Here is a 26,751-nt window from a genome sequence, read left to right on the forward strand (position 1 = left end):
GTGGGGCGGCAAATTAGTGGAATTCATCTGACATGAAAACCGAAATTAAGCTCGTCGACTACCTGACGTCCCGTCGCTCCATCCCCGCTTTCCAGATGGGAGGTCCCGGTCCCGGCAAGGCCGAGGTCGAGGAAATGCTGAAGCTTGCTTCGCGCGTGCCGGACCACGGCAAACTCGCGCCCTGGCGCTTCATCGTCTATCGCGGCGAGGAGAGGGTACGCATCAGCGCCAAGCTGAAGGCAATGGCGCTTGAGCTGAAGCCGGATCTGTCGGAAGAGATGATCAAGGTGGAGGAAACCCGCCTGTCGCGTGCGCCTGTGGTCGTCGCCGTCGTCAGCACCGCCGCGCCGCATTTCAAGATCCCGGAATGGGAACAGGTCATGTCCGCTGGTGCCGTCTGCCTCAACCTGCTGATGGCCGCCAACGCCCTCGGTTACGCATCCAACTGGCTGACCGAGTGGTATGCTTTCGACGAGCGCGCCTATCCGCTGCTGGGCGTGAAGCCGGGCGAGAAAATTGCTGGCTTCATCCATATCGGTACCGCCATGGTGCCACCGACGGAGCGGCCGCGGCCGGAGCTGGCCGAGATCGTCACCTGGGTTGGCGAGGAAGCCTGATGTTTTACGATACGACCTCGAACAGTCACGGTCTGCCGCATGATCCTTTCAAGGCGATTGTTTCGCCGCGGCCGATCGGTTGGATTGGCACGCGGTCGGCCGAGGGCGCGCTGAACCTCGCGCCCTATTCCTTCTTCAATGCCATCAGCGACCGGCCGAAGCTCGTGATGTTTTCATCGAGCGGCTATAAGGATTCGGTTCGCAACATCGAGGCAACCGGCGAGTTCACGGCGAGCTTCGCCAGCCGTGACCTGGCGGCCGCCATCAACAAGACGTCGATCCCGGCGCCGCATGGCGAGAGCGAATTCGAGATCGCCGGATTGACGCCGGTCGACGGCGCGCTGGTTGGGGCGCCGTTCGTCGGTGAAGCCTATGCCGCGCTCGAATGCCGGATGACCGAGATGTTCCAGCCAAAGGATCTGGATGGTGCATTGTCCGACAACTATGTCGTCATCGGCCAGGTCGTCGGCATCCACATTCGCGAAGGCGCGATCCGCGATGGCCGTTTCGACATGGCGACGGTCAAGCCGCTCGCCCGCCTCGGCTACATGGACTATTGCGACGGCGGCGACGTCTTCCAGATGACCCGCCCGACGCGCTGACGGTTACCGCGCCGGCTCGGCGTCATAGGCTGCCGGCGATGACTGCTTGCTCGGGCGAGCGGCAGACGACCGAAGCGAATCCGTCGTTCCTGCTTTGTGAAAGCGCCCAGCGTGTGGCTGCCGCATCGGCGGTGGGCGGCAGCACCTCATAGGCGCGGATGCCGGCCTCGTGGGCCCTTAGCACCACATTGGCGCGACCCGCGAGCACGGGCGCGGCCACGCCCTGATGCGCGGCACTCGCCGGCTCCTTGCAGCCGACTGCCTTTGCCAGCGCCGGGCCGTTGAAGATCAACCCCTCCAGTCGTTGCGAACATCCCGCCAGCGTGTGCGGCGACAGCAGGCCTTCTGGCGATGCGCCGTATTCGGCGTAAATACGGGTGCGATCAGTTGGAAGGCCAATCTTCGCCTCGGCAACCCGCAGCATCACGTCGAGCTTCTGTATGTCCGCGCGGCCGCGGCATCCGGTAAGCACGACACCATCGATGCCGCCATCAAGCAGCCGGTGTACGTCGTCTTCATGGAGCAGCCCGACCGGTTCCACGCAGGCGAGCAGCGCGAGATCTCGTCCTTCCATCCGGGCGAGGCCAAGACGCGTTTCGTGGCCGCAGCCGGCAGTCAGGATCAGCCCAGCCAATGTGTTGAGAACGCTCACGTCCAGGCTAAGCGCGTCGGCGTCCGCAAACAGCAGCGGCCTTATGGTTTGGAGGCGGTTAACAGACATGGTGAACCAATCTTAAACCTTTGCTCGCTAGGCTCAGAACATCGGTGGCATTGGCGTGGTCTAGTGGGGCGTAGGTGATCATACAAGCATTTCTTCGCTGGGTGGAAACGGCGAGAACAGGCGAACGCATTCGCGCCGCCAGCGCGCTCGGCCGCGCCTATGTCGAGGCGCAACTGAATGGCCTCGATCGTCGCGCCGCCGAGATGGCGATGACCTTTCTGCTGGACGATCCATCGCCGAAAGTGCGCCTTGCCTTGGCCGAAGTCCTTTGCAATTGCTCGTCCGTGCCGCGCGCCATCATTCTTGGTCTTGCCGGGGACCAGCCTGAAATTGCCTATCTCGTCGTTTCGCATTCTCCCGTCCTGACCGACGACGACCTGGTCGACCTCGCGGCTCGGGGAACGCTGGAGACCCGCGCGCTGATCGCGGCGCGCAGTTTCGTTTCGCGCGGGGTCGCCGCTGCGATCGCCGAAATCGGCGACGAAGACGAAATGCTGATCCTGCTGGAAAACCCCGGCGCTCTTCTGTCGCGCCGTTCGCTGAAGCGCATTGCCGAGCGTCTTGGCCATTCGGCTTCGGTTCGTGACCTGCTTCTTGCGCGCGACGACCTGCCGAGTGCCGCCCGCCACGCGCTTGTCGAAGAAGTCGGTGCAGCACTTGCCGCCTTCGGCCTCGTACAGGTGACGATTGGAGAAGGTCGCGTGCAGCGGGTCACCCGTGAAGCCTGCGATATCGCTGCCGTCGGCATGGTTGGAACGACAGCCGTCGAGGAGCTGCCGGACCTCGTCACGCATCTGCGCGAGACCGGCCGCCTGACGCCCGCCTTCCTGCTGCATGCGCTCGTGACCGGCCGTGCAGAGTTTTTCTCGGCCGCAATCGTCGACCTCTCCGGCGTCAACGAAAAACGCGTGCGCTCCATCCTGTCCGGTGGGCGCGTCCACTCGATCCGTGCCCTGTTCGAAAGCGCCGGGCTCGGCCGCGACGTCAGCGAGACGTTTGCGACAGCGGTCCTCCTGTGGCGTCAGGACGGGCCGGGTTCAATCGGCGGCCACGCGACGGTCTCGGCAGAACTGCTCGTGCGCCTGCGACGTGGACGGGCAACATCGCCGACCGACGCAGCGATGATCGATCTGCTCGAGCGCCTGGCATTTGCCGAGGAGCGCCAGTCGGCCCGTGACTACGCGGAACTTGCCGCACGCCAGGCCGCCTGATCGCGACCCGTTTTAGCGAGGAATGGACCCATGAACGCGAGGACCGCGACCGTTGCCGTGACCGGAATCGGCGGTTTTGTCGGACGGCACGTCGCGCTCGCCTTGCTGCGCGAAGGTTATGCTGTGCACGGCACGGTTCGCGCGCTCGGGCGCGCCGAGGAGATCGAGCGATCCATTCGCGCGGCCGGTGGTACGGATGCCGCGCGTCTGACGTTTGGAGAGGCGGATCTCCTGGAGGAGCGGGGCTGGGCTGAGGCCTTTGCCGAGGTTTCCTACGTCGTCCACACCGCCTCGCCATTTCCGGCTCGCTTGCCTGCCAATGAAGATGACCTGATCGGGCCGGCCCGTGACGGCACGCTGCGTGTGCTCAGGGCAGCCCATGCGGCCGGTGCCAAACGCGTCGTGCTCACGTCGTCGGTCGCCGCGGTAATCTACGGGGCAGGGCGCGCGCCGTTTACGGAGGACGATTGGACCGATCCGCAGTCATCGCTTGCGACACCCTACTACCGCTCCAAGACCTTCGCCGAACGCGCGGCCTGGGACTATGCGGCTGACAGCGGCCTGGAGCTTGTGGTCATCAATCCCGGAATGGTCCTCGGGCCGGTTCTTGGCCATGAGATCGGCACATCCGTCGCCGTGGTGCGCAACCTGCTCAAGGGGAACTATCCCGCTTTGCCGAAGTTCGCCGTGCCGGTTGTCGACGTCCGCGACGTGGCGGATGCGCATGTGCAGGCCTTAAGCGTCGCCGCAGCGGCAGGCGAGCGTTTCCTGATTGCGGGAGAGGCGCTTTCCCTTGCGGATATCACGGCCATCCTCCGGCGCAGGTTCCCTGAACATGCGGGCAGGCTTCCGAGGTTCGTGCTGCCCAATTGGCTGGCAGGGCTTGCCGCCTCCTTCGATGCGGGCCTGCGCTTCATCGTGCGCGAACTCGGGCATGACTCCCGCATTTCCAACGAAAAGGCGCGCCGTGTTCTCGGGTGGCAGCCGCGCTCTGCCGAAGAGGCCGTCGTGGCCTCGGCGAACAGCCTGATTTCGGCCGGCCTCGTCTGAGGCGTGCTTGGCGCGTCAGTCGGTAAAGCGGCGCGCGACCCAGGAATAGCCATCTTCGACATAGCGCACCGGCTTCGTGACGATGGTCTTCAGCTTCTCCCGATCGGGGATGGCGCCCGACAGGAAAGCCAGCGTGCGTTTCGGCAACCCTTGCGCGGGTTCCGGCTCCGCTGCCGGAACGGGCAGCGCCTGGTTCTGCTGGGCGCCGGGTGGCGGCGTGGGGATTTCGGCGACGCTGGGCGCCGAGCTCTCGCATACCGCAACGACGACCGGATAGTTCGCATTGGAAAACTTCGGCAGTTGCGCGTTCGAATCCGTGTCGCACTGCGCGATCGATGGCCAGCTCCCGTTGACCGTCGAGATGTACTGGCATTGGCTGACGTCGTGGTCGCAGCCGAGAATGGTCATGACTATCAGCGCCGCTTGCATCGCATTCCCATCGTCTTTGCAGGTTGTGGTGGATCAACCTATGCCTGCATGATTCTCCTCGAAATAGGGCGATGTTGCCGGCAGCGCGGAACAAATTGTTTCAACCTGTTAGGCGGATTGATGGTGAGGCATGCGAGCCTGCGCCATTTGACGTATTGGTCCGGCCGACGTGCAGCGGTAGCTTGGCGCAAAACCACGCCTGAATGAAAAGGACGACCCGATTGCCTGCCGTAATCATAGCCCAGGAGACGCCGCGCCAAGCTGACGTTCTGCGTCTCCTGGAACTCTCTGACGCCTACGCCGCCTCGCTCTACCCCGCCGAGAGCAATCACATGGTCGATCTGTCGAACCTGGAAAAGCCGGAGGTATCGTTCTTCGTCGCACGGCGTGACGGCGATACCGTCGGCTGCTGCGCCCTGGTCGATGCCGGTGACGGGACGGCGGAGATCAAGCGCATGTTCGTCGATCCCGAGGCGAGGGGGCTGAGGGTCGGCAAGTTGTTGCTGCAGGCGCTGGAGGTGCGCGCGGCGCAACTCGGATTGGCGGCAATCCGCCTCGAAACAGGCATCTATCAGCCCGAAGCGATCGGCCTTTACAAGGCGGCCGGCTACGTCGAGTGCCCGCCGTTCGGGGAGTATCAGCCGGATCCGCTGAGCCTCTTCATGGAGAAGCCCGTTCACGTTGCGTAAGCTCGAGCAGCCTTCAAACCCTGAATACAGAAACGGCGGCCTGTGAGCCGCCGTTTCTGTATGGATTATTGTGATCCTGCTTGCCGGCAGAAAGCCGGCTCAGATGTCCAGGTTGTCCGCAAAGACAGCGCGCTCCTGGATGAAGCGGAAGCGGGCATCCGCCTTCGTGCCCATCAGGTTGTCGACCGCTTCGCGCGTGCCCTCGAAATCGACATCGTCGATCTCGACCTTGAGCAGCGTGCGGAATTTCGGATCCATCGTCGTTTCCTTGAGCTGCGCCGGCAGCATCTCGCCGAGACCTTTGAAGCGGCCGATCTCGACCTTGCCGCGACCGGCAAACTCGGTGCGCATCAGCTCCTCGCGGTGCGCGTCATCCCGTGCATAGAGCGTCCTTGCGCCCTGGCTGATGCGATAGAGCGGCGGCACGGCGAGATAGAGGTGACCGCCGCGGATCAGTTCGGGCATCTCCTGGTAGAAGAAGGTGATCAGCAGCGAGGCGATATGCGCGCCGTCGACGTCGGCGTCGGTCATGACGACGATGCGCTCGTAGCGCAGATCCTCTTCCCGGTACTTGCTGCGGGTGCCGCAGCCAAGCGCCTGGATGAGGTCGGCAATCTGCTGGTTGGCGCCGAGCTTTTCGCGACCGGCGCTCGCCACGTTGAGGATCTTGCCGCGCAAGGGCAGGATCGCCTGGTTGGCGCGGTTGCGCGCCTGCTTCGCCGAGCCGCCTGCTGAGTCCCCTTCGACGATGAAGAGTTCGGCGCCTTCAGCGGTGTTCTGCGAGCAGTCGGCAAGCTTGCCGGGCAGGCGCAGCTTGCGCACGGCCGTCTTGCGGTTGACTTCCTTTTCCTTGCGCCGGCGCACGCGCTCCTCGGCGCGCTCGACCACCCAGTCGAGCAGCTTGTCGGCCTCGGCCGGATTGTCGGTAAGGTAATGGTCGAAGGGATCGCGCAGCGCATTTTCGACGATGCGTTGTGCTTCGACTGTCGCTAGCTTGTCCTTGGTCTGGCCGACGAATTCCGGTTCGCGGATGAACACGGACAGCATTCCGGCGGCCGAGATCATCACGTCATCGGTGGTGATGAGCGCTGCACGCTTGTTCTGCTTCAGCTCGGCATAGTTCTTCAGTCCCTTGGTCAGCGCGATGCGGAAGCCCGCCTCGTGTGTACCACCCTCAGGCGTCGGAATGGTGTTGCAGTAGGAATGAACCTGCTGGTCGCCGCCATACCAGGTGACCGCCCATTCGAGCGAACCGTGACCGTTGGCCTTCTCCGATTTGCCGGCGAAGATCTCGCGGGTAACGGTGAATTCCTTGCCGAGCGTCGCCGCCAGGTAGTCCTTCAGGCCGCCCGGGAAGTGGAAGACGGCCTTGTCCGGGATCTCCGAACCTTCCTGCAGCAATGACGGATCGCAGGACCAGCGGATCTCGACGCCACCGAAGAGATAGGCTTTCGAGCGCGCCATGCGGAAAAGCCGGCCGGGCTCGAAATGCGCATGCGGTCCGAAAATATCCGGGTCCGGATGGAAGCGGACGCGCGTGCCGCGGCGATTGTGCACGTCGCCGAGTTCCTCGAGCCCGCCCTGCGGAATGCCGCGGGAGAAGCGCTGGCGATAGAGCTTGCGATTGCGGGCGACCTCGACTTCGAGCGCGTCGGAGAGCGCGTTGACGACGGAAACGCCGACGCCGTGCAGGCCGCCCGAGGTCTCGTAGGCCTTGCCATCGAACTTGCCGCCGGCATGGAGCACCGTCATGACGACTTCGAGCGTCGACTTGCCGGGGAATTTCGGATGGTTTTCGACCGGGATGCCGCGGCCGTTGTCGGTGACTGTCAGGAACCCGTCCGCGTCGAGATGGACCTCGATGAAGTTCGCATGGCCGGCGACCGCTTCGTCCATCGAGTTGTCGATGACTTCGGCAAAGAGATGGTGCAGCGCCTTCTCGTCGGTGCCGCCGATATACATGCCCGGGCGACGACGGACCGGCTCAAGGCCCTCGAGCACCTCGATCGCCGACGCATCGTAATCGCTGCCATCGCTGCCTTTCGGGGCAGGGCGCGGCTCTTCGCGCGCGATGGGGGCTGCAGCCACGGCCGGCTTGGCGCTCGGCTGTACGGCCTTCGGTTGCTCGGGCATTGAGAAGAGGTCGCTGTTGTCGTCCATGGGGCCGTTCGGATCGTTCCTGTCGTTCGGGAATGCCAGAGGCCATAGCAAGCCCCAGGCTCTGCCGCCATCCCCCGGCGGTCGAATCACCTGAATTCTGCCAGACTCTCACAGGATACGCGAACAAAAGGAGAATTTCTGGCGCCGGCCGCCGATGATTTTTCGCACGAACGGCCGTGTTTCGGGCCAAGTGTTGCTTTGCGGTGCGGCCAATGGCAAGGCTTGCGGCGAAAGAGGGAGCCCGTCATTTGGCCGTGTCCACAGTTGTTTTTCCGTTTCGTGCCTGCCTGTTCGCCCTGGCCTTGGCAATTGCCGCCTCGCCGGCAGAGGCGCAGACGCTCAAGCCCTACAAGGACGATCTGTTCTCCTATGCCAAGGTGCTCGACCAGGAGGATGGTGGTGACGACCTGACGGTCGACTACCAGGAACTGCGGGATATCAACGAACGCGACGAAATCCCGGAACGCCGGGTGAAGCGCGCCTATGTGTCGCTTGGCGTGAAGAACGAGCAGGTCAATGAAACGCTCGATATTGGTGGCCGCGCGCTCGACGTGACCCGTGTCGGCCCCGATCGCAGCGCCGGCTTCTCGGTCATCTTCATCCATGGCCGCGGCGGCGACCGTCGGCTCGGTGCCAACGACTTTTCCTTCGGTGGAAACTTCAACCGGCTGAAGAACCTCGCCGCCGCAAATGGCGGCGTCTATTACGCCCCGAGCGTCCGGTCCTTCGATACGGCAGGTGCCGCCGATATCGCGGGCCTGGTTCGATACGCGTCCGAACGTTCCGGAGGCCGTCCGGTCGTGCTCGCCTGCGCCTCGATGGGAAGCTTCATCTGCTGGGGTGTCGCGCGCGACGCCTCCGCCGTCGCAGCACTCTCCGGCATGATGGTCATGGGCGGCGTCAGTGATCCGGACTTCACGAAAAGTGCCGCCTACAAGGCGAAGCTGCCGATGTTCTTCAGCCATGGCAGCCGTGACAGCGTCTATCCCGCGGAAGGCCAGAAGGCGCTCTATCGCTCTCTCAAGGCCAAGGGCTATCCGACGCGCTTCGTGCTTTTCGAAACCGGCTCGCACGGAACGCCGGTGCGCATGACCGACTGGCGCGATGCGCTGAACTGGATCGGCAACCGCTAATGCATGTCGCGCAAAAGTGTGCAGCGGTTTTGCGGCAGCGACATGCATCAAAACAAGAGCCTAAGGCCTGGTGCGTGAAGCTTCGTTCACGCGACAGGCGATAGGCGTCACCTTGCTGCTGCGGATTTGTTAACCAGCCCGCCAATTTGCGAGCGAAACAAAGGCCTGCGTTTCCACTCTGGAAAGTTGAAGTCCTGATGATACCGGCAACTATGGCTGGGATGGACTTCATGGACGCGCGCACCGAGACACGGCACATTCCGCTGTGTGTGGATCTTGACGGCACTTTGCTGGCCGCCGACACCCTGTGGGAAGGGGCGGCGATCATCCTGCTGCGCAATCCGCTGATGCTGTTTCCGATGCTGGGCTGGCTGGCAAAAGGTAAGGCACGCCTGAAGCACGAAGTGGCCCTTAGATCCGGCCGCCGTGCGGAAGACTGGCCTTATCGGCAGGCCGTCATCGACCGGCTCATGGAGGAAAAGAAGAGCGGGCGAGAACTCGTGCTCGTGACCGGCGCAGCACCGTCCGTTGCAAACGACATTGCCGCCCATGTCGGCATGTTCTCCTCGGTCATGCATTCGACCGACGCGCTCAACCTGACGAGCAGCAACAAGCGCCGGGCGCTGGTAGAGCGGTACGGCGACGGCGCCTTCGACTACATGGGCAACAGCCGTGACGATATCGCCGTCTTTGAGGTGGCACGCCGCGCGATCGTGGTCTCGCCCGATGCGGCCGCGGAAAGATGGCGTCGCAACCATGATGCCGAACGGCTCGATACCGGCAAGGTCAGCGCGCTTGCGCCGCTGAAGTCGATCCGCGTGCATCAATGGGCGAAGAACGTGCTCATCGGCGTGCCGATGATCCTCAACCACGAGGTGCTGCACTTCGATGCGATCGTCAGCGTCATCATCGCCTTCTTTGCCTTCAGCTTCCTCGCATCCGCCGTCTACGTCATCAACGATCTTTCGGACCTTGCCAACGATCGCCGCCATGCGAAGAAACGTTACCGGCCGCTCGCGAGCGGCCAGATGTCCGTGCCGACAGCGCTGGTGCTTGCAGGCTGCCTCATCATCGCGTCCGTGGCGCTGACCCTTCTGTTGCCCTGGAAGTTTGCCGGGGTGCTCGCCTTCTACGCCTGCGCGACGACGGCCTATACCTTCGTGCTGAAGCGCAAGCTGCTCGTCGACGTGTTCACGCTCGCCGGCCTCTACACCACACGCATCGTCGCTGGCGCGGCCGCGACCGGCACGGAACTGTCCTTCTGGCTGGTGTCCTTTGCGATCTTCTTCTTCCTGAGCCTCGCGCTGGTGAAGCGTTACGTCGAGCTGCACGAATTCGAGGACAAGGACGGCGGCAACGTGCCGGGGCGTGGCTATCTCGCTGTCGACTTCGAGATGGTCGGCCAGGCCGGCGTTGCCTCCGCCTTCACCTCGGCCCTGGTTCTGGCGCTCTACGTGCACAGCAAGGAACTGCAGGAGATGTACACCACGCCCTGGGCGTTGTGGCCGCTCTGCCCGCTGGTGCTCTATATGTTGCTGCGCATCTGGATGCTTGCGCGCCGCGGCATGCTGCATGAGGATCCGGTCGTCTTCATCATGCGCGACTGGCGCAGCCAACTGACCATGCTGATCGGCGCGCTGCTGATCCTATTTGGAGCCATCGGGCCGCAATGACCCTGCAAGACCATGAAAGCTGGGGCCGCATCGACAATCGCGTGCGGCCTGGAATTTCGCCTGACGACTATGAAGACCGGCTCGGCAGCCTTGAGGCCGAAGGCTATCTGCCTTTCGGCAACGGACGCAGCTACGGCGACAGCTGCCACAACGATCGCGGTACTCTGATCGAAAGCAACCTTCACGGCCGGATACTCGCCTTCGATCCCGGCACCGGCATGATGACCTGCGAGGCGGGGGTGACGCTGCGCCAGGTGCTGGAACGGGCGATCGAGCATCGTTTCTTCCTGCCGGTGACGCCTGGCACGGCTTTTGTCACCGTTGGCGGCGCGGTCGCCAACGACGTGCACGGCAAGAACCATCACGCGCGCGGCACCTTCGGCAATCACGTGACGCGTTTCACGCTGCTGCGCTCGACCGGCGAACGGCTGACCTGCTCGCCGGTCGAAAACCCGGAACTCTACGCCGCGACCATCGGCGGTATGGGGCTGACCGGACTGATCCTCACCGTCGATATCCGGTTGATGAAGGTGCCGTCGCCGCATGTGCAGCAGCACGCGATCCGTTTCGAGAACCTGGACCAATATTTTGCCCTCGTCGACGGCGTCGATGCCGAGCATGAATACTCCGTCGCCTGGATCGACCAGCTCGCAAAGGGATCTCGAATGGGCAGGGGCGTGCTGCTCGCCGGCGATCATGCCGACGGTTCCTGCGAACTGCCCGACATCCCCAAGGGATTGAAGCTGTCCGTGCCGTTTTCGCCGCCGTTCAACCTCCTCAACCAGGCAACGCTCAAAGGCTTCAACGAGTATTACTTCCGCAAGGTGAAGCCGGGCGAGACGGTGACGACCGTTCCCTGGACGTCCTATTTCTATCCGCTGGATGCGATCGGCGCCTGGAACCGGCTCTATGGCCCGCGCGGGCTCTACCAGCATCAGAGCGTCTATCCCGCGGAAAACGCACCGGAGATCACGGCCAAGCTCATGGAAACCGCCCGCCAGGCCGGCCATGCGTCGTTTCTGACGATCCTGAAGCGTTTCGGCGACATCGGCTCCCGGGGCATCCTGTCCTTCCCGCGTCCCGGTTTTACTTTGACGCTGGACTTCGCCAATCAAGGTGAACGGACAGTAAAGCTGCTCGATGATCTCGATCGCATCGTAATCGAGGCCGGCGGTGCGATCAATCCGTACAAGGATGCTCGCATGAGCCCGCAAGTCTTTGAAAAATCTTTTCCTTTCTGGAGGAAGATCGAAACGTTGCGCGACCCTGCGCTGGTTTCGAACTTCTGGAAACGCACGGCTCTGGCTTTGCCAGAATGAGAATGCAGACAATTTTATTCAATTAAATGCGCAAACTTCACGGAATATCCGTCTCTTGCCCGTAAGTAGATTTTCGGGACTGGGAGTAAAACTATGAAATATATTCCATTCATTCTCTTTACCGTGCTCACCAACGCCGCCGCTCAGCTGATGCTGAAGCAGGGCATGATGACGCTCGGACCGATTTCGATGACTGCCGAAACCGCGATCGTCCGGCTGTTTCAGATCGTCTTCAACCCATGGGTCTTTGCCGGTCTTGCGACCTTCGTCATCTCGATGGCGTCGCATCTTTATGTGCTGTCGAAGGTCGAGCTTTCCTTTGCCTATCCGTTCCTGAGCCTCGCTTACGTTCTCGTTGCGGTCTTCGCCTATTTCGTCTTTCGCGAAGACCTCAATGCCTGGCGTATCGCCGGCATCGCGCTGATCTGCGCCGGAACCGTTCTTATCGCCCAGTCGGGCATCTCATCCAGCGCCGACGAGAAATCGGCTGATGCCGCCGGGGTGAGCACCGCAGAATTCGGGAGCAAGTCATGAAACACATCATCTTTGGTGGCGACGGCTTCGTTGGTCGTCATTTGGCGGAACGCCTCGTCAAGGAAGGCGAGGACGTCGTTGTCGCCGATATCGTCAAGTCCGACCTGCCGCACTACGGCCGCGTCCGCTTCGTCCATTGCGACGTCACCGATCTGGAAGCCGTCCAAAAGGTCGGCATCGGCGCCGACGACATGATCTACAACATGGCGGCCAAGATGCTGTCGCCGTTGCAGGTCCGCGCCAAGCGCTGGGAGTTCTTCTGGCCCGTCAATTATTACGGTGCCGAAAACATCATGAAGGGGATGGATACCGCCGGCGCATCACGCCTGGTGCAGTTCACCACCGACATGATCTATGGCCACACCGTCCAGTCGCCGCAAACCGAGACCCATCCGGCAAAGCCGCTCGGCGAATATGGCAAGTCGAAATGGGCAACCGAGCAGCTGGCCATGCAGTGGCGCAAGCAGGGCATGAACATTTCGATCTTCCGCCCGCGCCTGATCATCGGTCCCGGCCGTCTCGGCATCCTCGAGAAATTGTTCAAGCTGATCGACCTGAACCTGCCGGTGCCGATGATCGGCTCGGGCAAGGTGCCCTACCAGTTCATCTCGGTCTTCGATTGCGCCGAAGCTGCGCGCCTTGCCTGGAAGGGCGGCGTGCCGAACGAAGCCTACAACCTCGGCTCCGACAATCCGCCGTCCGTGCGCGACCTGCTCGGCAACCTGATCAAGCACGCCGGTTCGAAGTCGTTCCTGCTGCCGACACCGGCCTTTGCGGTGAAGCAGACGCTGGCTTTCTTCGACCTGATCAACAAGCCGATCATGGATCCGGAGCAGTATCTGATCGCCGACGAAATGTGCGTGCGCGAGACCGGCAAGCTGAAGCGCGAGCTCGGCTGGCGCGCGGAATACAACGATGGCGACATGCTGATTGCCGCCTATGACGAATATCGGGCCAAGAAGATGGGCGCCGCAGTTCCTGCAGCTGCCGCCGTGCCGGCCGAATGAGGGGAGACACCATGCTGGACAGACCGAACCGTGTCGCCGTTGCCGCGCCGTCGCTCGACGGCGGCGTTGCCAGGCCCGATCTCATCACCGTCGAACAGGCGAAAGCCATGTCGATCGGCGACATCACCACGGCGTTCAAGGAACACCTGAACCCGGGCCAGCTTCACTTCATGAAGCTGCTCGGCTTCCACAAGGTGAAGATCGAGAGCGCCGAGGGCATGTTCTACACCGACCAGAACGGCCGCCAGATCCTCGATTTCTTCGGCGGATTCGGCTCGCTCGCCTTCGGCCACAACCATCCGCGCATTCTGGAAGCCCGACAGAAATTCCAGGACGAAAAGCGCCACGAGATCGCGATCGCCTTCATGTCGCAATATGCAGCGGCGCTGGCGAAGAACATCGCGGCCTGCTCGCCGGGTGATCTCGACATGGTGTTCCTCGGCTCTTCCGGTTCGGAGGCCATGGAGGCTGCCGTCAAGCTTGCCGAACGTGCCGCTGGCCCGAAGCGGCCGAAGGTCGTCTATGCGGAGAATTCCTTCCACGGCAAGACCAAGGGCGTGCTCGCCATCACCGATGGCCAGCTTTACCGCGCCGACTTCAAGATCACGGACAACACCGTGCGCGTGCCCTTTGCCGATATCGACGCGGTGGAGAATGCCTTCAAGTCCGACCCGGAAATCGGCGTCATCGTGCTCGAAACCATCCAGGGCGGCGGCGGCATCATCCAGGCACCGGCGGAGTACTGGCAGAAGCTGCGTGCGCTCTGCGACAAATACGGCGTGCTCTGGGTCGCCGACGAAGTGCAGTGCGGCTATGGCCGCTCCGGCCGCTTCTATGCCTTCGAGCATTACGGCGTCGTGCCTGACGTGACGGCGCTCGCCAAGTCGCTCGGCGCCGGCAAGGCCGCCGTCGGCGCAATGATTGCCCGTCGTGAGGTCTACATGAAGGCTTACGGCACGCCGAAGACCGCCATGATCCATGCGATGGCCACGTTCGGCGGCATGGGCGAGGCCTGCGTCACGGCGATTGAAGGCATCAATGTGCTTTACGACGAGCACCTGATCGACCGCGCCGCCGACAGCGGCGACTATCTGCTCGAGCGTCTGCAGGCGCTGAAAGAGAAGTATCCGAAGATCATCAAGGACGTCCGCGGCAAGGGCTTGATGGTCGGCCTGGAATTCCAGGACTTCAGCCAGACGCTGCCGATGGTGCTGCGTCCTGTTGTCTCGATGCTCGACGACAAGCTCAAAGGCTCGCTCTCCGGCTTCATCGGCGCGCTGCTCCTGCGTGACTACGACGTGCTGGTGGCCTTCACCGAATACAATCGCAACGTCATCCGGCTCGAACCGCCGCTGATCTGCGAGCGCGCCCATGTCGACCAGTTCATCGCCGCCCTCGACGACCTGCTCGGCCGCGGCATCGTGCGGATCGTCAAGGATTTCGTCGGCAGCCAGATCGGTTGATCGAGAAGCCTATCGACTTGCAAAGGGCAGGGGCGTTCAGCGCCTCTGCCCTTTGATGTTCATGTCGAACTCGACGACGTTGGAATAGATCGGCGTGCCGACATCCATGCCGTAGGGTGATCGGTGGATATTGCCGCGGATGTTGAAGGCGATAGAGCCGCGGTTCCAGTCAAGCAGCGTTACCGAGAAGCGCTCCTTTCGCGACGTGCCGCGCGCCGTCAGCGTTCCCTCGACCGCGGCCGTGTCCGGTCCGGTCTGTTTCACGGTCGTCGAATGGAATGTGACGGTGCTGAAGTTTGCGGTATCGAAGACGGCGCTCGACTTCAGGAAGTCCTCGATCCGCCTTTCTCCGGTTTTCACGCTCTCCGGGTAAAGCGTGAATTCGACCGTCGAATGGCCGACATCGTTTCGGTCGATGCGGAAGTTGCCGGAAAACTTGGCGAAATCGCCGACAATTCCGCCTCCGCCCGCTTGCGCAACGGTGAAATGGATACGTGAAGCCGGCGTGATCCCGTAGTTGCCGGCAGCATCGGCAAGGTCCGGCGCGGCTGCCGTGGCGGGCGACGGAATGCTCCCGAGCGCCAGCAGCAGCGTGAAGGCAATGGCCTTTGTTGGTGATTGCGAGTGCAGTGTCATGGTTTCTTCCTTCCGGCGATAACCGGATCCGAACCAGCCGCTTGGGAGGAAGCGCGTTGGCGTGATCCGGTCTGAAGCATGCGGACGAGGACGTCGTCGCGGCGTGCGAAGTGATGGTAGAGGGCGGCCAGGACGTGAAGCGCGACGAAGCAGAGCAGGAGGTAGGCGAGCGTCATATGGACGAGCGTCCAGAGGTCTTCGGCCGCTTCCGATTTCGCCATCGGCAGGTGGGGGATGACGATCCAGTTGAAATAGAAGCTCGGTATGTTCAGCGTTGATGTCGAGGCCACCGCCCAGCCGGCAAGCGGAACGGCGAGCGCGAGGAGGATGAGCACCACATGGGTGGCGCTGGCTGCACGGCGCTCGAGCGCGTTGAGGCCGGCGGGCGGACGCGGACGAACCTCGACCAGGTGCCAGAGCGCGCGGATTGTCGCCAGACCGAGCGCGGTGAAACCGAGCGACTTGTGCCATTGGTAAAGCGAAAACTGCAGCGCCGCATCGACGGGCGTTCGCCGCATGATGAAGCCGAGGCTGAGTAGGGTGAGGATCAATGCCGCAATCGCCCAGTGAAGGACGATGGTGATCCACCCAAATCCGGCTTTGTCGTTGCGCAGCATGTTCGACCCCATGGTCGCTCGCCCGGCCGCTATTGGCTCGGCGACTGCGGTAAGACTCATGAGTTCGTGCTTTTATTCGCCTAGAATACCATAAAATTGCACTGAGATCTTGTTGATCTCGGCAAGCTATGGTCCATTTGCTGGTGGAGGGGACACGGAGGGGTTGTTCCTGGGAGCATGTGGACTGGCGTACATGACAAAGAAGAAAACGACACCAATGAACCCGCACGAGCGGGAAGCCTACGAACACGGCCGCGCGGGCATCCGGCTTGGAACCGAAGGCAACTATGGCGAAGCGGTCGACGCCTGGCGTCTGGCATCCAACATAGCCGATGTCCACCTCGCTTTCACGGACATGTATTATTGGGTCAAGAGCGGCTACGGCGCCGCCCTTTGCGATGCCGGGCACCATCGGGAGAGCATTGCCGTCTCCCTGCTTGCCCGTGAGTGGACGCTCGCGCGGCGCCAGCCGCTCTCGTCGCTTTCGATCGCGCGCGCTTATCTGGCGCTCGGCGAAGGCGAGGCGGCAGCACCCTATCTCCGCGAGGTTCACGCCCTGATCGGCGACGCGATCTTCGAGCAGTTCGACGAGGACGCTGAAGCCGACGTTCACGCGGCGATCGCCGGCTTGGAGAACGGCGGCAATCAGCCGACGGCCGGCCGCCCGAAGTGAAGGCAGGCGTATAGCCTAGTAACAGCGGTGCCGGAATCTGGCGAGATACCGGCAGTTCTGACTTTGGCGTTTTCTCGCCATGATTTTATTTTATCCGCCGATTGCCCCTTTAACGGGTGATTCGAGGTCCGCCGTTCTGGTTCGGGCCCTTTTTTAACATTTTGATTTTTCTAAGGAGTTTCCCATGAGTGAAACCGTATTGCCGTCCGATGCCGAAATCACCCTTCGGCGCATATCAGCCTTGACCGTCTGCGACGTCTGCGAACTCAGCGAGACGCTGAGCGACGAACAACGCAACATGGTGGCGGACAACGGCACCTCGATCGCCGAGGCGCATTTTTCCGAGAATGCCTGGTTCCGTGCAGTCTACGCCGATGAGACGCTCATTGGCTTCATCATGCTACACGAAGGATCCGACTGGGATGACGGCATCGATTGCCCGGGTGTCTATCTCTGGCGCTTCATGATCGCCCGGCCTTTCCAGGGCAAAGGGTATGGCAAGCAGGCGATTGCCCTTGTCGTGCGCGATCTGAAGGCGCGGGGCCTGCATGAGCTCTACACGAGTTACGGGCAGGGCCCTGGCAGCCCTGAGGGCTTTTACCAAGGCCTCGGCTTCAAGCCGACGGGCGAGTACTATGATGACGAGCTTGAGGCTGTGCTGAAATTCTAAGGGCGCCGGGATACGGGGAAAAAACCTCCCGTGTCTCTCCCAGATGTTCAAGAGTTGGAACATGAGTATTGATCTTCACGAGGCCAATCGCCTCTCGTGGAATGCCGCGACCGTCGCGCACAACAGTCACAAGGGCGACCAGGCCGCTTTCTTCCGCGCCGGCGGCTCCACGCTCTATCCGGAAGAGATCGAGTTGCTCGGCGATATCGCTGGGCTCGACGTCCTCCACCTGCAATGCAATTCCGGCCAGGATAGCCTGAGCCTGGCGCGGCGCGGCGCGAACGTGACCGGAGTCGATATCTCGGATGAGGCGATCGCCTTTGCCACACGGCTTTCGGCGGAAAGCGGCATCGCCGCCGCCTTCGAGCGGTCCGACCTGTTCGGCTGGTTCGACGACGCCCGCAAGGCCGGCCGCCGGTTCGATCGCGTATTTGCTTCCTATGGTACCATTTGCTGGCTATCGGACCTCGGTGTCTGGGCGCGTGGCATTGCCGATGTGCTGAAGCCCGGCGGGCGATTCGCCTTCGTTGAATTCCATCCCTTTGCGATGGTTTTCGATCAGGGCTGGAAGCCACACTACGACTACGCGCCCAAAGACCCGGTCGCGGAAGCGGGCGTCGGTGACTATGTCGCCGACTCGGGCGCAGGCCTTGCCCATGGCGGCTATCAGGAGGGCGTGGTGGGATTCACCAATCCGCACCCGTCCTTCGAGTTCAACTGGGGTATCGCCGATGTTGTGCAGGCGCTGATCGACGCCGGGCTCCGGATGGAAGTGCTGAAGGAATACCCCTATGCCAACGGCTGGGTGGCGTTTGAAGGCATGCGCGACCTTGGCGGCGGGCGCATGGCGCCGCCGGCGGCCATGCCGAGCCTGCCGCTGATGTATGCGATTGTGGCCGCAAAGGTCGGATCGACGGCGGAATATCGCGAGAAGGTAGGGCGTCCTTGAGCGTGATGCGCCGGGGGCGGGGCAGGGCAACCGGCCCCGCGGCCCATGAATAATCGCCGGCAGTGCTTTTATTTGCCGGCTGCATTTGCTAGGCCGCTTCCGGAGAAAAGTACCCGGAGGAAATAGCATGACGCCCGATATCCGCCCGCTCGTCGCCGGCAACTGGAAGATGAACGGAACCCGCGCTTCGCTCGATCAGATCAAGGCGATGGCCGAAGGGGTCAAGGGCGAACTCTCCGCCAAGGTCGAAACGTTGATCTGCCCGCCGGCAACGTTGCTCTACGTGGCGACGGCGCTTTGCGACGACAGCCCGCTGCTGATCGGCGCGCAGGACTGCCACCAGAAGCAGTCGGGCGCCCACACTGGCGACCTTTCCGCCGAAATGATCGCCGATTGCTTCGGCACCCACGTCATTGTCGGCCATTCCGAGCGCCGCACCGATCATGCCGAAAGCGATGCGCTGGTACGCGCAAAGACGGAAGCGGCCCATTCGGCCGAACTCGTCGCGATCGTGTGCATCGGCGAGACCGGTGATGAGCGCAAGGCCGGAAAGACGCTCGATGTTTTGAAGCGCCAGCTCGCCGAAAGCCTGCCGGATGCAGCAACCGCGGAAAACACCGTGATTGCCTATGAGCCTGTCTGGGCGATTGGCACCGGCCTGACGCCGACGGCCACGGATGTGGAGGAAGCCCACGCCTTCATGCGCAAGGAGTTGATCGCACGCTTTGCCGACGCCGGTGCCAAGATGCGCATCCTCTATGGCGGCTCGGTCAAGCCGTCCAATGCGAAGGAATTGATGGGCGTTGCCAATGTCGACGGCGCACTGATCGGTGGTGCAAGCTTGAAAGCCGAAGACTTCCTCGCCATCTACCGGGCTTATGAAGAATTGACGGCCTGATCGCCTGGGTTACCGGGCAGGGGCTTGGAATGGCGCACGGCATGGTATAAAGAGGCGCGAAAATTGCGCCCGGCCATGCCGAGTTTGCGCAGGGTTTGATTCGTGTGCCCCAAGGGCAGGACTGGAAGCTGATGCAGACCGTACTACTCGTCATCTATCTCATGGTCGTCGTCGCCCTGATCGGCGTCGTACTCATTCAGCGTTCCGAAGGCGGTGGCCTGGGCATCGGCGGCGGCTCGGGCTTCATGTCCGCGCGCGGCACGGCCAATGCGCTGACCCGCACGACGGCGATCCTTGCCGCGCTCTTCTTCGTCCTGGCGCTCGGCATGGGCATTCTCGCGCGTTACCAGCCGCAGGCGACCGACATCCTCGACCGTATCCCGGGCACCAGCTCGAACGGCGGTGGCGTTCTCAATTCGCTCGGTGGCGGCGCTCCGGCTCCGGCTGGCGGTGCGACTGGACAGCAGCCGGCCACCGGCAACGCCGCTCCGGCCGACAATGGCGTTCCCTCGACGACCGCACCGGCAACGACGGGCGAAGCCCCGGCCGGCGGCGCAACGACCCCGGCGCCCGCCGCTGGCGCCAACAGCAATACGGGATCGCAAGTTCCCAGCGGCCAATAAGGTCGCAATTCTGAAGAACCCGCCGGCGGATGTTTCATCCGCCGGTTTTGTTTTGTGTGAAATCTGCCTCCATCCCAAGACGAAAAGTTCTGGAACATGAATTTTTCGGTGGCGGAATCATTTGTTAAAAGGTATCCGGTGACTCCCATGGCGCGATATGTATTCATCACAGGCGGCGTGGTTTCCTCCCTCGGAAAAGGCATCGCTGCAGCGGCTCTCGGAGCACTGCTGCAGGCGCGTGGCTACCGGGTGAGACTGCGCAAGCTCGACCCCTATCTCAACGTTGACCCGGGCACCATGAGCCCGACCCAGCACGGTGAGGTTTTCGTAACCGACGATGGCGCGGAGACCGATCTCGATCTCGGCCACTATGAACGCTTCACAGGGCGTTCGGCGACGAAGACCGACAACATCACCACGGGCCGGATCTATAAGAACATCATCGACAAGGAACGTCGCGGCGACTATCTCGGCGCAACCGTTCAGGTGATCCCGCACGTTACCAACGAAATCAAGAACTTCGTCACCGAAGGCAACGACGACTACGACTTCGTGCTGTGCGAAATCGGCGGCACCGTCGGCGACATCGAGGCGATGCCGTTCATGGAGGCTATCCGCCAGCTCGGCAACGACCTGCCGCGTGGCACCGCTGTCTACGTCCATCTCACTCTGATGCCCTATATCCCGGCGGCCGGCGAACTGAAGACCAAGCCGACGCAGCATTCCGTCAAGGAACTGCAGGCCCTCGGCATCCACCCTGATATCCTGCTCGTTCGTGCGGACCGCGAAATTCCGGAGGCCGAGCGTCGCAAGCTCTCGCTCTTCTGTAACGTCCGCCAGTCGGCAGTCATCCAGGCGCTCGACGTTGCCTCGATCTACGACGTTCCGATCGCCTACCACAAGGAAGGCCTCGACAACGAAGTGCTGGCAGCCTTCGGCATCGAGCCGGCGCCGAAGCCGCGCATGGACGCCTGGGAACGGGTTGCCGATCGCATCCGCACGCCGGAAGGCGAAGTCACGATCGCGATCGTCGGCAAATACACCGGCCTCAAGGATGCCTACAAGTCGCTGATCGAAGCGCTTTACCATGGTGGCATCGCCAACCGGGTGAAGGTCAAGCTCGAGTGGATCGAATCGGAAGTCTTCGAGAAGGAAGACGCAGCGCCCTACCTTGAAAAGGTACACGGCATCCTCGTTCCCGGCGGTTTCGGCGAACGCGGTTCGGAGGGCAAGATCAACGCGGCGCGCTTTGCCCGCGAGCGCAAGGTGCCGTATTTCGGCATCTGCTTCGGCATGCAGATGGCCGTCGTTGAAGCTGCCCGCAACCTCGCCGGCATCGAGAAGGCGTCCTCCACCGAGTTCGGTCCGACCAAGGAACCGGTCGTTGGTCTGATGACCGAGTGGGTGAAGGGCAACGAACTCGAGAAGCGTTCCGCATCGGGTGATCTCGGTGGCACGATGCGGCTTGGCGCCTATCGCGCATCGTTGAAGGCCGACACCAAGATTGCCGAGATCTACGGTTCGACCGAGATTTTCGAGCGTCACCGCCACCGCTACGAAGTCAACGTTGACTACAAGGATCGGCTTGAGTCCTGCGGTCTGGTGTTCTCGGGCATGTCGCCTGACGGCATCCTGCCGGAGACGGTCGAGTATCCGGATCATCCGTGGTTCATCGGCGTTCAGTACCATCCGGAACTGAAGTCGCGTCCGCTAGATCCGCATCCGCTGTTTGCAAGCTTCATCGAAGCTGCACTGGAACAGTCGCGTCTCGTTTGAGGCGCACAGGAAAGACAAGCAAAAGGCCGGTCGCAAGACCGGCCTTTTTCATTTCTGCCGTTGCGCTGCGGCCGAGCTGCGACGCCTGGAGCCTCTAACTGCGACGGGCGATGTGGTAGCTATAGAGCGTTGCAATTGCGACCGGCAGCAGCAGCGCGGCGATCGTCGCTGCGGCAAGCGCTGGACCGGTGCTCATGACGAGGGCCAGCAGCGCCAGGGTGATACCGGCGCAGACCATCAGCAGGCCCGCAAGCCGGTGCGTTGCCCGCCAGTTGGCGTTATCGGCGAGCGTCCACGGCAGCCGAATGCCGGCAAGGCCGTTCGGCTGCGATTTCGGCAGGACGTTGCCGACGACGATCGACAGAAGTCCGAGGCCGAAGGCGATCACGCGCGTCATCGAGAGGTCGACGCCAAGCCCGATCAGGACGATCACAGTTTGAATGGCGGCAAAGAGCGCGAGGATCGCGGGGAGGGTGACTTCGGCGATATGCCGGCCCGCCTGAAGCTCGGCCTGTGGTGCGAACCGACCGACGGCGAACGAGAATGCGGCAAGCACGGCGACCGCCACAGGCGCCAGCGCCAGCGCCCGGTCGCGCGGCCAGAAGGCATCGGCCGTGCCGTCAACACCCCAATGGATCGGAAGCAGCGCCTCGGCGGGGATTGCGAGATAGCCGACGAGCGTCGCGGAAAAAAGTATGCCGCCAGCGACCAGCGCGATCGGGGAACGCAAAAGCAAGGTCATGGTGCTTGATCCCTTGTGCTGAGGAGGCCGCCGAGCGCCTCTTCGAGAATGGACATGTTGAGGTGGTAGATGAGGCTCGTGCCGCGCCGCTCGACCGCGACGAGCTCTGCCTCGCGCAGCTTGTTGAAATGCACGGAAAGCGTCGGCTTGGTCAGGTCGAAGTGCTCGGCGAGTTCGCCGGCGCTCATCGGCCCGGCCTTCAACAGTGTCAGGATCTGCCGCCGCACGGGATGAGAAAGCGCCTCGAAAACCCTGTTGATCCGCATCGTCTCCGCTCGCTTGTTGTCTCTATATTTAGACAAACTTCTAATTAGAGTCAAAGCGAAATAGTGCCGAACTGCGTCTCAAGCCAGGAAGCGAAAATGCCCAGCGCCGAAGGCGCCGGGCAGCATTGGTTGCGGGAATTGGCTGGTGTCCATCAGCGCGCCTCCGCCGGGCGGCGCCACTGCGGCACGCGGCCGATGGTGATGAAGCGCAGGATCCATTCGAGCGGGCCATAGGCGAAACGGGCCATCCACCAGTGGCTGATGAAGAGCTGGGCGGCAAAGATCGCAAGCGCGATCAGCACGCTTGCCAAAGGCGCGACCTGGCCGATGAGACCAAGGCCGTAACCATGGAAGATCAGGGCCGCGATCAGCGACTGCAGCAAATAGTTGGACAGCGCCATGCGGCCGGCAGGCGCCAGCAGGTTGCGCAGGCTGTGGCCGGTTTCGGATCCGAAGAGCAGCATCATGGCGCCGACATAGGCGCCGGTGAGAAGCGGGCCGGTGGCGAGCCCGATCGAAAGCGCGATGACCGCGATTGGCGATTCGGGCATCTCGACGCTGACATAGGCATAGATGACGGCGCCAGGCAGGCCGATCCAGAGACCGGTACGAACGAGGCGCTGGAACAACGCCGTGTTCTCCTCCGGCCGCGCCAAGGTCTTGCGACGCCCGGCGATCAGGCCGAGCAGGAACATCGCCAGCGCGCACGGCGCTTGCAGCAGGACGAGGATGATCCAGACTGAGTTGAGCTCCGTCAGGTGCTGACCGATGACGGCTTGCCAGTCGCCTTGGAAGGCAAGCTCGGCCGCCTCCGCGGCGGAAAGAATGGCAGACCGATCGAGTGGCACCGGATCCAGCGTGATGAGGATGCCGAGCGTGCCCCAGACCACTGCAAGGATAAGGACCTGCCATTTCGCCAGGCGGAAGAGGGCCGCATCGCTGCGGTTTCTGAGCATCAGGAGGACGATGCCAAGCACCGCGTAGGTGGTGAGAATATCGCCATGGAAAAGCAGGACCGCATGGGCAAGCCCGATCAGCCAGAGGCCAATCTGTCGGCGCAGGAGCCTGGGCACGAAGGCCTCGCCGGATTTTTCCGCCGAACGCATCTGCAGGGTGAAGCTGTAGCCGAACAGGAACGAGAAGAGCAGGTAGAATTTCATTTCGAAGAACAGGGCGATCACGAAATGCACGCTGCGATCGAGGATGCCGCCGAAGGCGGGGTCGGAAATTTCCAGCCCGTAGAAGGCGGAGGCGAAGGCCATGATGTTGACAAGGAGGATGCCGAGCAAGGCAAAGCCGCGCAATGCATCGACGTCGTCGATGCGGTCTGGGGTACTCATTCGTGTTCTCCGTTACGGGAGGCGCTATAAATTTGTGCCGTAACCGATTGAAAAAGTGTGCTTTCAGGAGGCAGCGACCATGTACCTGATCGCCGCCGATCTTGGTGCGCGCGAGCATTCGTTCATCGTCGACACTCGTGGCATTTAATAAATAGACTAATCTATCTAATAATTGGCATGGACATGCGTCAAGAGGGCCGCGCGATGTTGCTGCGGCCTCGTTCATGATGCGTGAAGAGGGTGTTTAGCCTTTGTGGGGAGCGTTTTGCCGAAGCCAGGCAATCTGGCGACGAGCGCGCAGCAGGGCCGTAAGCGCAGCCCCAGTCGAGATCGCAAGGAGCGCGATCCACAGCAGTTCGCCATCGCCGAGCCAGAGGCCTTCGAAGGCGGACACCACGGCGGCCAGCGTCATCGTCGCCATGCGGTGTTGTTTGGCCATCGGGCCGGAGAAGTCGCCCGGCGCTCCATTGGCACGGCCGAGCTCGCGCACATAGGCGGTCAGCACGCCGAAGGTGGCCGCGGCAAAACCGAGAGCCGGCACGCCGATGGCAAATCCGGCGCCGACGAAGATGAAGATGTCGGCGATGCGATCGGGAAACTCGTTCCAGAAGGGACCATCGGCCTCGCCCTTGCCACCCTCGACGGCGACCATGCCATCGAAAAGGTTGCAGAGCAGGCGCAACTGGCAGAAGAGCGCGGCGGCGATGAACAGGCTCGCCCTTACGCCGTCCTCGCTTTCGCCCGTGAGCCAGAAGGAAAGGCCGGCAAGGGCGGCCGCCAGCATGCTTGCCTGCGAGATCCGGTTTGGCGTGAGGTTCATCGATGCCAGGCGGCGCGCGGTGGCCTGCGCCCAGCGGGTGTTGCGGCTCGCGAGCGGCCTGCGGTCACCGGTCTCGGTCATGTTCGCCTCGGCTGATGGAATAGTTGTAGATGGCGGCGTAGGTGGTCGAAACCGTGAGCGGCAGCGCAATCGTTTTCAGGATCTCGGGCGTGCCGCTGGCGGCATGGATCGCGACCAGAATTGCAGATGAGCCAAGGCACGCGAAGAGCGGTGGCAGAACCAGGCGCCTGGCGCCGTTGAACCGCCTGGAAAGCGTATCGATCGCCGTCTTGAGGTAGAGGGTAAGCAGCGCCGAAAGCGTTCCCTGGACGAAGCCGGCAACAAGCGGCTTGGGCATGGGGTGATGGCGGTTGGCGAAAAGCGCCCAGCCGCCCATGGCGAAAAAGGCGAAGGCCACATGTACGACCCCGCTTGATGCCAGCCCCTTCAGTTTCGCGCTCATGTCAGCGACCACCAGTAGCGCGTCAGGTGGAAGAAGATTGGCGCGGAGAAGACGACGGAATCGAGCCGGTCGATCAGCCCGCCATGGCCTTCGATCAGATGGCCCCAGTCCTTGACGCCGCGGTCCCGCTTGATCGCCGACATGACGAGCCCGCCAAAGAATCCCATCAGAGTTATGATGAGCGACATCAACGCGGCTTGTGCCGGGGTGAACGGGGTAATCCACCAGAGCGAGGCGCCGATCAGCGTTGCGCTCGCAACGCCGCCGACGAAACCCTCGACCGTTTTCGACGGCGAAAGGGTTGGCGCGATCTTGGTTTTGCCGAAGAGCTTGCCCCAGACATATTGCAGCACGTCGCTCGACTGAACGACGATGACGAGGAAGGCGATGAGAAGCACGTTGCGTCCCTCATAGCCCGGAATCTGCAGCGTTAGCAGCGCCGGCACATGCGAGGCGCAGAAGACGCAGATCATCAGCGCCCATTGCACCTCGGAGATCCGGACCAGGAAGTCGCGGGTGTCGCCGCGAAGAACCGCGACGATCGGCATCAGCAAGAAGGCGTAGACCGGCACGAAGATCGAATAGATGCCGTATTGCTCGGCCCACAGCAGGAAGTAGTTGATCGGCAGGACGACGAAGAAGGCGCCCGCGATCGCCCAGTGGTCGCCGCGCCGCGTGTTGATGAGCGTGATGAACTCGCGCAGCGCCGCAAACGAGCAGAAGGCAAAGAGCAGGAGCACGCCGACCCGTCCGGCAACGAAGGCGATGGCGATCAGCACTACCATTGCCCACCACGCCTTGATGCGGGCGTTGAGGTTCTCGATCGAGCCGTTCGACCCGTCAGGCGACAGCTTCTGCTTGAGCATGTAGCCGACGCTTGACGCCAGCACGAGAACGCCGCCGACGCCGAAGAGCAGCTTGAGCATGTCCAGGCTGGCCGCGCTCATGCGTCGTCATCCGTCGATGAAGGCGCGAGCGAAAGCAGGGCGGTCTCGGCGCGAGCGATGAACTCTTCCTTCGTCTCCTGCGCCTTGAGGCGCATCGATTCGCCGAAATTGACGGTGCAGATGAGCGGGATCGGCACGAACTCCCCCTTGGGCATGACGCGGTTGAGATTGTTGATCCAGACGGGAACCAGCGCCACGTCCGGGCGCTTGCAGGCGAGGTGATAGAGCCCGCTCTTGAACGGCAGCAGTCGCGCTTCGGTCTGGTTGCGCGTTCCCTCGGGAAAGAGAAGGAGCGACGATCCGTCGTTGAGCACGGCCGTCATCTGCTCGACCGGGTCCTGCGTGCGCGCATCCGGGTCGCGCTCGATCAGCACCGCGTCGAAGACGTCGCGGCCGATGAAGGTCGAAAGCTTCGATTTCAGCCAGTATTCGGCACCTGCGACCGGCCGCGCGCGTTCCCTGAGCCAGGGCGGCAAGACCGCCCAGATCAGCACGAAATCGCCGTGGCTGGAGTGGTTGGCGAAATAGATGCTCTGCTTCGGCGGCAGGCCGGTCTCATGCCAGATGGCGCGCGCCGCCGTCAGCGCCCGCGCAAACATCATGATGGCGATGGAAGCCAGCTTGGCCATCATCTCGCGCATCATGTGGTTTTGTGCCCGGTTGGGAGCCGAGCCAGTGTGCCGAAGCGCCCCTTGGCGTGACTCGGCCGTGCCCGGATGCGTT

Annotated in this window: 29 protein-coding genes; 17 read left to right on the forward strand and 12 right to left on the reverse strand. The window is 62.5% G+C overall.

The genetic code is table 11. The annotated features are described in order from the left end of the window. Positions 1-32: 32 nt before the first annotated feature. Both IB262_RS19955 and IB262_RS19960 read left to right on the forward strand, forming a co-directional pair. Positions 33-617 carry a nitroreductase gene (locus IB262_RS19955; RefSeq protein WP_034795936.1) on the forward strand — a complete coding sequence of 195 codons (585 nt, stop codon included), beginning with the start codon at positions 33-35 and terminating at the stop codon, positions 615-617. Then, entirely contained in the window at positions 617-1,219 is a 603-nt protein-coding gene (locus IB262_RS19960) for a flavin reductase family protein (protein WP_112976202.1), read from the forward strand. The genes IB262_RS19955 and IB262_RS19960 overlap by 1 nt, the downstream gene beginning before the upstream one ends. 22 nt (positions 1,220-1,241) lie before the next feature. Here IB262_RS19960 and IB262_RS19965 read toward each other — a convergent pair whose 3' ends face one another. Then, complete coding sequence (locus IB262_RS19965) at positions 1,242-1,940, reverse strand: aldolase (RefSeq protein WP_112976203.1); 699 nt, start codon at positions 1,938-1,940, stop codon at positions 1,242-1,244. A gap of 74 nt (positions 1,941-2,014) precedes the next feature. On the opposite strand from IB262_RS19965, the gene IB262_RS19970 reads away from it, so the two are divergent. Both IB262_RS19970 and IB262_RS19975 read left to right on the forward strand, forming a co-directional pair. Then, complete coding sequence (locus IB262_RS19970; RefSeq protein WP_089044576.1) at positions 2,015-3,151, forward strand: DUF2336 domain-containing protein; 1,137 nt, start codon at positions 2,015-2,017, stop codon at positions 3,149-3,151. Between the two features lie 30 nt (positions 3,152-3,181). Further along, positions 3,182-4,201 carry an aldehyde reductase gene (locus IB262_RS19975; RefSeq protein ID WP_192493741.1) on the forward strand — a complete coding sequence of 340 codons (1,020 nt, stop codon included), beginning with the start codon at positions 3,182-3,184 and terminating at the stop codon, positions 4,199-4,201. 15 nt (positions 4,202-4,216) lie between these two features. Here IB262_RS19975 and IB262_RS19980 read toward each other — a convergent pair whose 3' ends face one another. Then, a complete protein-coding gene (locus IB262_RS19980; protein ID WP_112976205.1) occupies positions 4,217-4,630 on the reverse strand; it encodes a hypothetical protein in 414 nt (137 codons plus the stop codon). Between the two features lie 221 nt (positions 4,631-4,851). Between IB262_RS19980 and IB262_RS19985 the strand changes: the two genes are divergently transcribed. Further along, entirely contained in the window at positions 4,852-5,319 is a 468-nt protein-coding gene (locus IB262_RS19985) for a GNAT family N-acetyltransferase (protein WP_112976206.1), read from the forward strand. A gap of 99 nt (positions 5,320-5,418) precedes the next feature. Here IB262_RS19985 and parE read toward each other — a convergent pair whose 3' ends face one another. Then, complete coding sequence (parE, locus tag IB262_RS19990; RefSeq protein ID WP_034795915.1) at positions 5,419-7,479, reverse strand: DNA topoisomerase IV subunit B; 2,061 nt, start codon at positions 7,477-7,479, stop codon at positions 5,419-5,421. A gap of 212 nt (positions 7,480-7,691) precedes the next feature. Here parE and IB262_RS19995 point away from each other — a divergent pair, with 212 nt between their 5' ends. From IB262_RS19995 to IB262_RS20020, 6 genes are all read left to right on the forward strand, one after another. Continuing rightward, complete coding sequence (locus IB262_RS19995) at positions 7,692-8,612, forward strand: alpha/beta fold hydrolase (RefSeq protein ID WP_112976208.1); 921 nt, start codon at positions 7,692-7,694, stop codon at positions 8,610-8,612. 230 nt (positions 8,613-8,842) lie between these two features. Next, a complete protein-coding gene (locus tag IB262_RS20000; protein ID WP_112976221.1) occupies positions 8,843-10,285 on the forward strand; it encodes a UbiA family prenyltransferase in 1,443 nt (480 codons plus the stop codon). Further along, a complete protein-coding gene (locus IB262_RS20005; protein ID WP_112976209.1) occupies positions 10,282-11,604 on the forward strand; it encodes an FAD-binding oxidoreductase in 1,323 nt (440 codons plus the stop codon). Before IB262_RS20000 ends, IB262_RS20005 begins: the two co-directional genes overlap by 4 nt. A 93-nt stretch (positions 11,605-11,697) precedes the next feature. Beyond that, positions 11,698-12,138 carry an EamA family transporter gene (locus IB262_RS20010; RefSeq protein ID WP_034795905.1) on the forward strand — a complete coding sequence of 147 codons (441 nt, stop codon included), beginning with the start codon at positions 11,698-11,700 and terminating at the stop codon, positions 12,136-12,138. Then, on the forward strand, positions 12,135-13,145 hold the full coding sequence (locus tag IB262_RS20015; protein WP_112976210.1) for an NAD(P)-dependent oxidoreductase: 1,011 nt from the start codon (positions 12,135-12,137) through the stop codon (positions 13,143-13,145). The genes IB262_RS20010 and IB262_RS20015 overlap by 4 nt, the downstream gene beginning before the upstream one ends. An 11-nt stretch (positions 13,146-13,156) precedes the next feature. After that, positions 13,157-14,608 (forward strand): aspartate aminotransferase family protein, encoded by a 1,452-nt coding sequence (locus IB262_RS20020; RefSeq protein WP_192357244.1) that lies wholly within the window; start codon positions 13,157-13,159, stop codon positions 14,606-14,608. 36 nt (positions 14,609-14,644) lie between these two features. On the opposite strand, the gene IB262_RS20025 is transcribed toward IB262_RS20020, so the two are convergent. Beyond that, complete coding sequence (locus tag IB262_RS20025) at positions 14,645-15,244, reverse strand: YceI family protein (protein ID WP_112976212.1); 600 nt, start codon at positions 15,242-15,244, stop codon at positions 14,645-14,647. Then, entirely contained in the window at positions 15,241-15,861 is a 621-nt protein-coding gene (locus tag IB262_RS20030; protein WP_112976222.1) for a cytochrome b, read from the reverse strand. The genes IB262_RS20025 and IB262_RS20030 overlap by 4 nt, the downstream gene beginning before the upstream one ends. A 193-nt stretch (positions 15,862-16,054) precedes the next feature. Here IB262_RS20030 and IB262_RS20035 point away from each other — a divergent pair, with 193 nt between their 5' ends. From IB262_RS20035 to IB262_RS20060, 6 genes are all read left to right on the forward strand, one after another. Then, positions 16,055-16,534 (forward strand): hypothetical protein, encoded by a 480-nt coding sequence (locus IB262_RS20035; RefSeq protein ID WP_060539243.1) that lies wholly within the window; start codon positions 16,055-16,057, stop codon positions 16,532-16,534. 184 nt (positions 16,535-16,718) lie between these two features. Continuing rightward, positions 16,719-17,204, forward strand: a complete 486-nt coding sequence (locus IB262_RS20040; RefSeq protein ID WP_060582485.1) for a GNAT family N-acetyltransferase — start codon at positions 16,719-16,721, stop codon at positions 17,202-17,204. Positions 17,205-17,265: 61 nt separating this feature from the next. Then, complete coding sequence (locus IB262_RS20045; protein ID WP_112976223.1) at positions 17,266-18,153, forward strand: class I SAM-dependent methyltransferase; 888 nt, start codon at positions 17,266-17,268, stop codon at positions 18,151-18,153. Between the two features lie 127 nt (positions 18,154-18,280). Next, positions 18,281-19,051, forward strand: a complete 771-nt coding sequence (gene tpiA, locus IB262_RS20050) for a triose-phosphate isomerase (RefSeq protein WP_034795878.1) — start codon at positions 18,281-18,283, stop codon at positions 19,049-19,051. Positions 19,052-19,182: 131 nt separating this feature from the next. After that, a complete protein-coding gene (secG, locus tag IB262_RS20055) occupies positions 19,183-19,674 on the forward strand; it encodes a preprotein translocase subunit SecG (RefSeq protein ID WP_034795875.1) in 492 nt (163 codons plus the stop codon). Between the two features lie 138 nt (positions 19,675-19,812). After that, positions 19,813-21,450 (forward strand): CTP synthase, encoded by a 1,638-nt coding sequence (locus IB262_RS20060; RefSeq protein ID WP_082566349.1) that lies wholly within the window; start codon positions 19,813-19,815, stop codon positions 21,448-21,450. A gap of 94 nt (positions 21,451-21,544) precedes the next feature. Here IB262_RS20060 and IB262_RS20065 read toward each other — a convergent pair whose 3' ends face one another. The 7 genes from IB262_RS20065 to IB262_RS20095 all read right to left on the reverse strand — a co-directional run bounded on the left by IB262_RS20065 (position 21,545) and on the right by IB262_RS20095 (position 26,669). After that, positions 21,545-22,192, reverse strand: coding sequence for an SdpI family protein (locus IB262_RS20065; protein WP_112976213.1), 648 nt, complete (start codon positions 22,190-22,192; stop codon positions 21,545-21,547). Then, on the reverse strand, positions 22,189-22,458 hold the full coding sequence (locus IB262_RS20070) for an autorepressor SdpR family transcription factor (RefSeq protein WP_210333276.1): 270 nt from the start codon (positions 22,456-22,458) through the stop codon (positions 22,189-22,191). The genes IB262_RS20065 and IB262_RS20070 overlap by 4 nt, the downstream gene beginning before the upstream one ends. A 152-nt stretch (positions 22,459-22,610) precedes the next feature. Continuing rightward, positions 22,611-23,798: a DUF418 domain-containing protein gene (locus IB262_RS20075; protein WP_112976214.1), complete on the reverse strand. Its 1,188-nt coding sequence runs from the start codon at positions 23,796-23,798 to the stop codon at positions 22,611-22,613. A gap of 244 nt (positions 23,799-24,042) precedes the next feature. After that, positions 24,043-24,699 carry a CDP-alcohol phosphatidyltransferase family protein gene (locus IB262_RS20080; RefSeq protein ID WP_034795863.1) on the reverse strand — a complete coding sequence of 219 codons (657 nt, stop codon included), beginning with the start codon at positions 24,697-24,699 and terminating at the stop codon, positions 24,043-24,045. Then, positions 24,683-25,081, reverse strand: a complete 399-nt coding sequence (locus IB262_RS20085) for a hypothetical protein (RefSeq protein WP_112976215.1) — start codon at positions 25,079-25,081, stop codon at positions 24,683-24,685. Before IB262_RS20085 ends, IB262_RS20080 begins: the two co-directional genes overlap by 17 nt. Next, positions 25,078-26,028, reverse strand: a complete 951-nt coding sequence (locus IB262_RS20090; protein WP_034795857.1) for a phosphatidate cytidylyltransferase — start codon at positions 26,026-26,028, stop codon at positions 25,078-25,080. The genes IB262_RS20085 and IB262_RS20090 overlap by 4 nt, the downstream gene beginning before the upstream one ends. Continuing rightward, entirely contained in the window at positions 26,025-26,669 is a 645-nt protein-coding gene (locus tag IB262_RS20095; RefSeq protein WP_192493742.1) for a lysophospholipid acyltransferase family protein, read from the reverse strand. The genes IB262_RS20090 and IB262_RS20095 overlap by 4 nt, the downstream gene beginning before the upstream one ends. Positions 26,670-26,751: the final 82 nt, after the last annotated feature.

The sequence above is a fragment of the Ensifer sp. ENS02 genome (assembly GCF_014851885.1).
Classification (GTDB): domain Bacteria; phylum Pseudomonadota; class Alphaproteobacteria; order Rhizobiales; family Rhizobiaceae; genus Ensifer; species Ensifer adhaerens.

Coding starts and splice junctions, on each gene's coding strand:
- IB262_RS20065 (WP_112976213.1), bottom strand. CDS start 22,192: ATGACCTTGCTTTTGCGTTCCCCGATCGCGCTGGTCGCTGGCGGCATA.
- IB262_RS20040 (WP_060582485.1), top strand. CDS start 16,719: ATGAGTGAAACCGTATTGCCGTCCGATGCCGAAATCACCCTTCGGCGC.
- secG (WP_034795875.1), top strand. CDS start 19,183: ATGCAGACCGTACTACTCGTCATCTATCTCATGGTCGTCGTCGCCCTG.
- tpiA (WP_034795878.1), top strand. CDS start 18,281: ATGACGCCCGATATCCGCCCGCTCGTCGCCGGCAACTGGAAGATGAAC.
- IB262_RS20025 (WP_112976212.1), bottom strand. CDS start 15,244: ATGACACTGCACTCGCAATCACCAACAAAGGCCATTGCCTTCACGCTG.
- IB262_RS19955 (WP_034795936.1), top strand. CDS start 33: ATGAAAACCGAAATTAAGCTCGTCGACTACCTGACGTCCCGTCGCTCC.
- IB262_RS20095 (WP_192493742.1), bottom strand. CDS start 26,669: ATGCGCGAGATGATGGCCAAGCTGGCTTCCATCGCCATCATGATGTTT.
- IB262_RS20075 (WP_112976214.1), bottom strand. CDS start 23,798: ATGAGTACCCCAGACCGCATCGACGACGTCGATGCATTGCGCGGCTTT.
- IB262_RS20090 (WP_034795857.1), bottom strand. CDS start 26,028: ATGAGCGCGGCCAGCCTGGACATGCTCAAGCTGCTCTTCGGCGTCGGC.
- IB262_RS20030 (WP_112976222.1), bottom strand. CDS start 15,861: ATGCTGCGCAACGACAAAGCCGGATTTGGGTGGATCACCATCGTCCTT.
- IB262_RS19975 (WP_192493741.1), top strand. CDS start 3,182: ATGAACGCGAGGACCGCGACCGTTGCCGTGACCGGAATCGGCGGTTTT.
- parE (WP_034795915.1), bottom strand. CDS start 7,479: ATGGACGACAACAGCGACCTCTTCTCAATGCCCGAGCAACCGAAGGCC.
- IB262_RS20085 (WP_112976215.1), bottom strand. CDS start 25,081: ATGAGCGCGAAACTGAAGGGGCTGGCATCAAGCGGGGTCGTACATGTG.
- IB262_RS19995 (WP_112976208.1), top strand. CDS start 7,692: ATGGCAAGGCTTGCGGCGAAAGAGGGAGCCCGTCATTTGGCCGTGTCC.
- IB262_RS20045 (WP_112976223.1), top strand. CDS start 17,266: ATGAGTATTGATCTTCACGAGGCCAATCGCCTCTCGTGGAATGCCGCG.
- IB262_RS20000 (WP_112976221.1), top strand. CDS start 8,843: ATGGACGCGCGCACCGAGACACGGCACATTCCGCTGTGTGTGGATCTT.
- IB262_RS19965 (WP_112976203.1), bottom strand. CDS start 1,940: ATGTCTGTTAACCGCCTCCAAACCATAAGGCCGCTGCTGTTTGCGGAC.
- IB262_RS19960 (WP_112976202.1), top strand. CDS start 617: ATGTTTTACGATACGACCTCGAACAGTCACGGTCTGCCGCATGATCCT.
- IB262_RS20015 (WP_112976210.1), top strand. CDS start 12,135: ATGAAACACATCATCTTTGGTGGCGACGGCTTCGTTGGTCGTCATTTG.
- IB262_RS20020 (WP_192357244.1), top strand. CDS start 13,157: ATGCTGGACAGACCGAACCGTGTCGCCGTTGCCGCGCCGTCGCTCGAC.
- IB262_RS20035 (WP_060539243.1), top strand. CDS start 16,055: ATGACAAAGAAGAAAACGACACCAATGAACCCGCACGAGCGGGAAGCC.
- IB262_RS20070 (WP_210333276.1), bottom strand. CDS start 22,458: ATGCGGATCAACAGGGTTTTCGAGGCGCTTTCTCATCCCGTGCGGCGG.
- IB262_RS20080 (WP_034795863.1), bottom strand. CDS start 24,699: ATGACCGAGACCGGTGACCGCAGGCCGCTCGCGAGCCGCAACACCCGC.
- IB262_RS19980 (WP_112976205.1), bottom strand. CDS start 4,630: ATGCAAGCGGCGCTGATAGTCATGACCATTCTCGGCTGCGACCACGAC.
- IB262_RS20010 (WP_034795905.1), top strand. CDS start 11,698: ATGAAATATATTCCATTCATTCTCTTTACCGTGCTCACCAACGCCGCC.
- IB262_RS20005 (WP_112976209.1), top strand. CDS start 10,282: ATGACCCTGCAAGACCATGAAAGCTGGGGCCGCATCGACAATCGCGTG.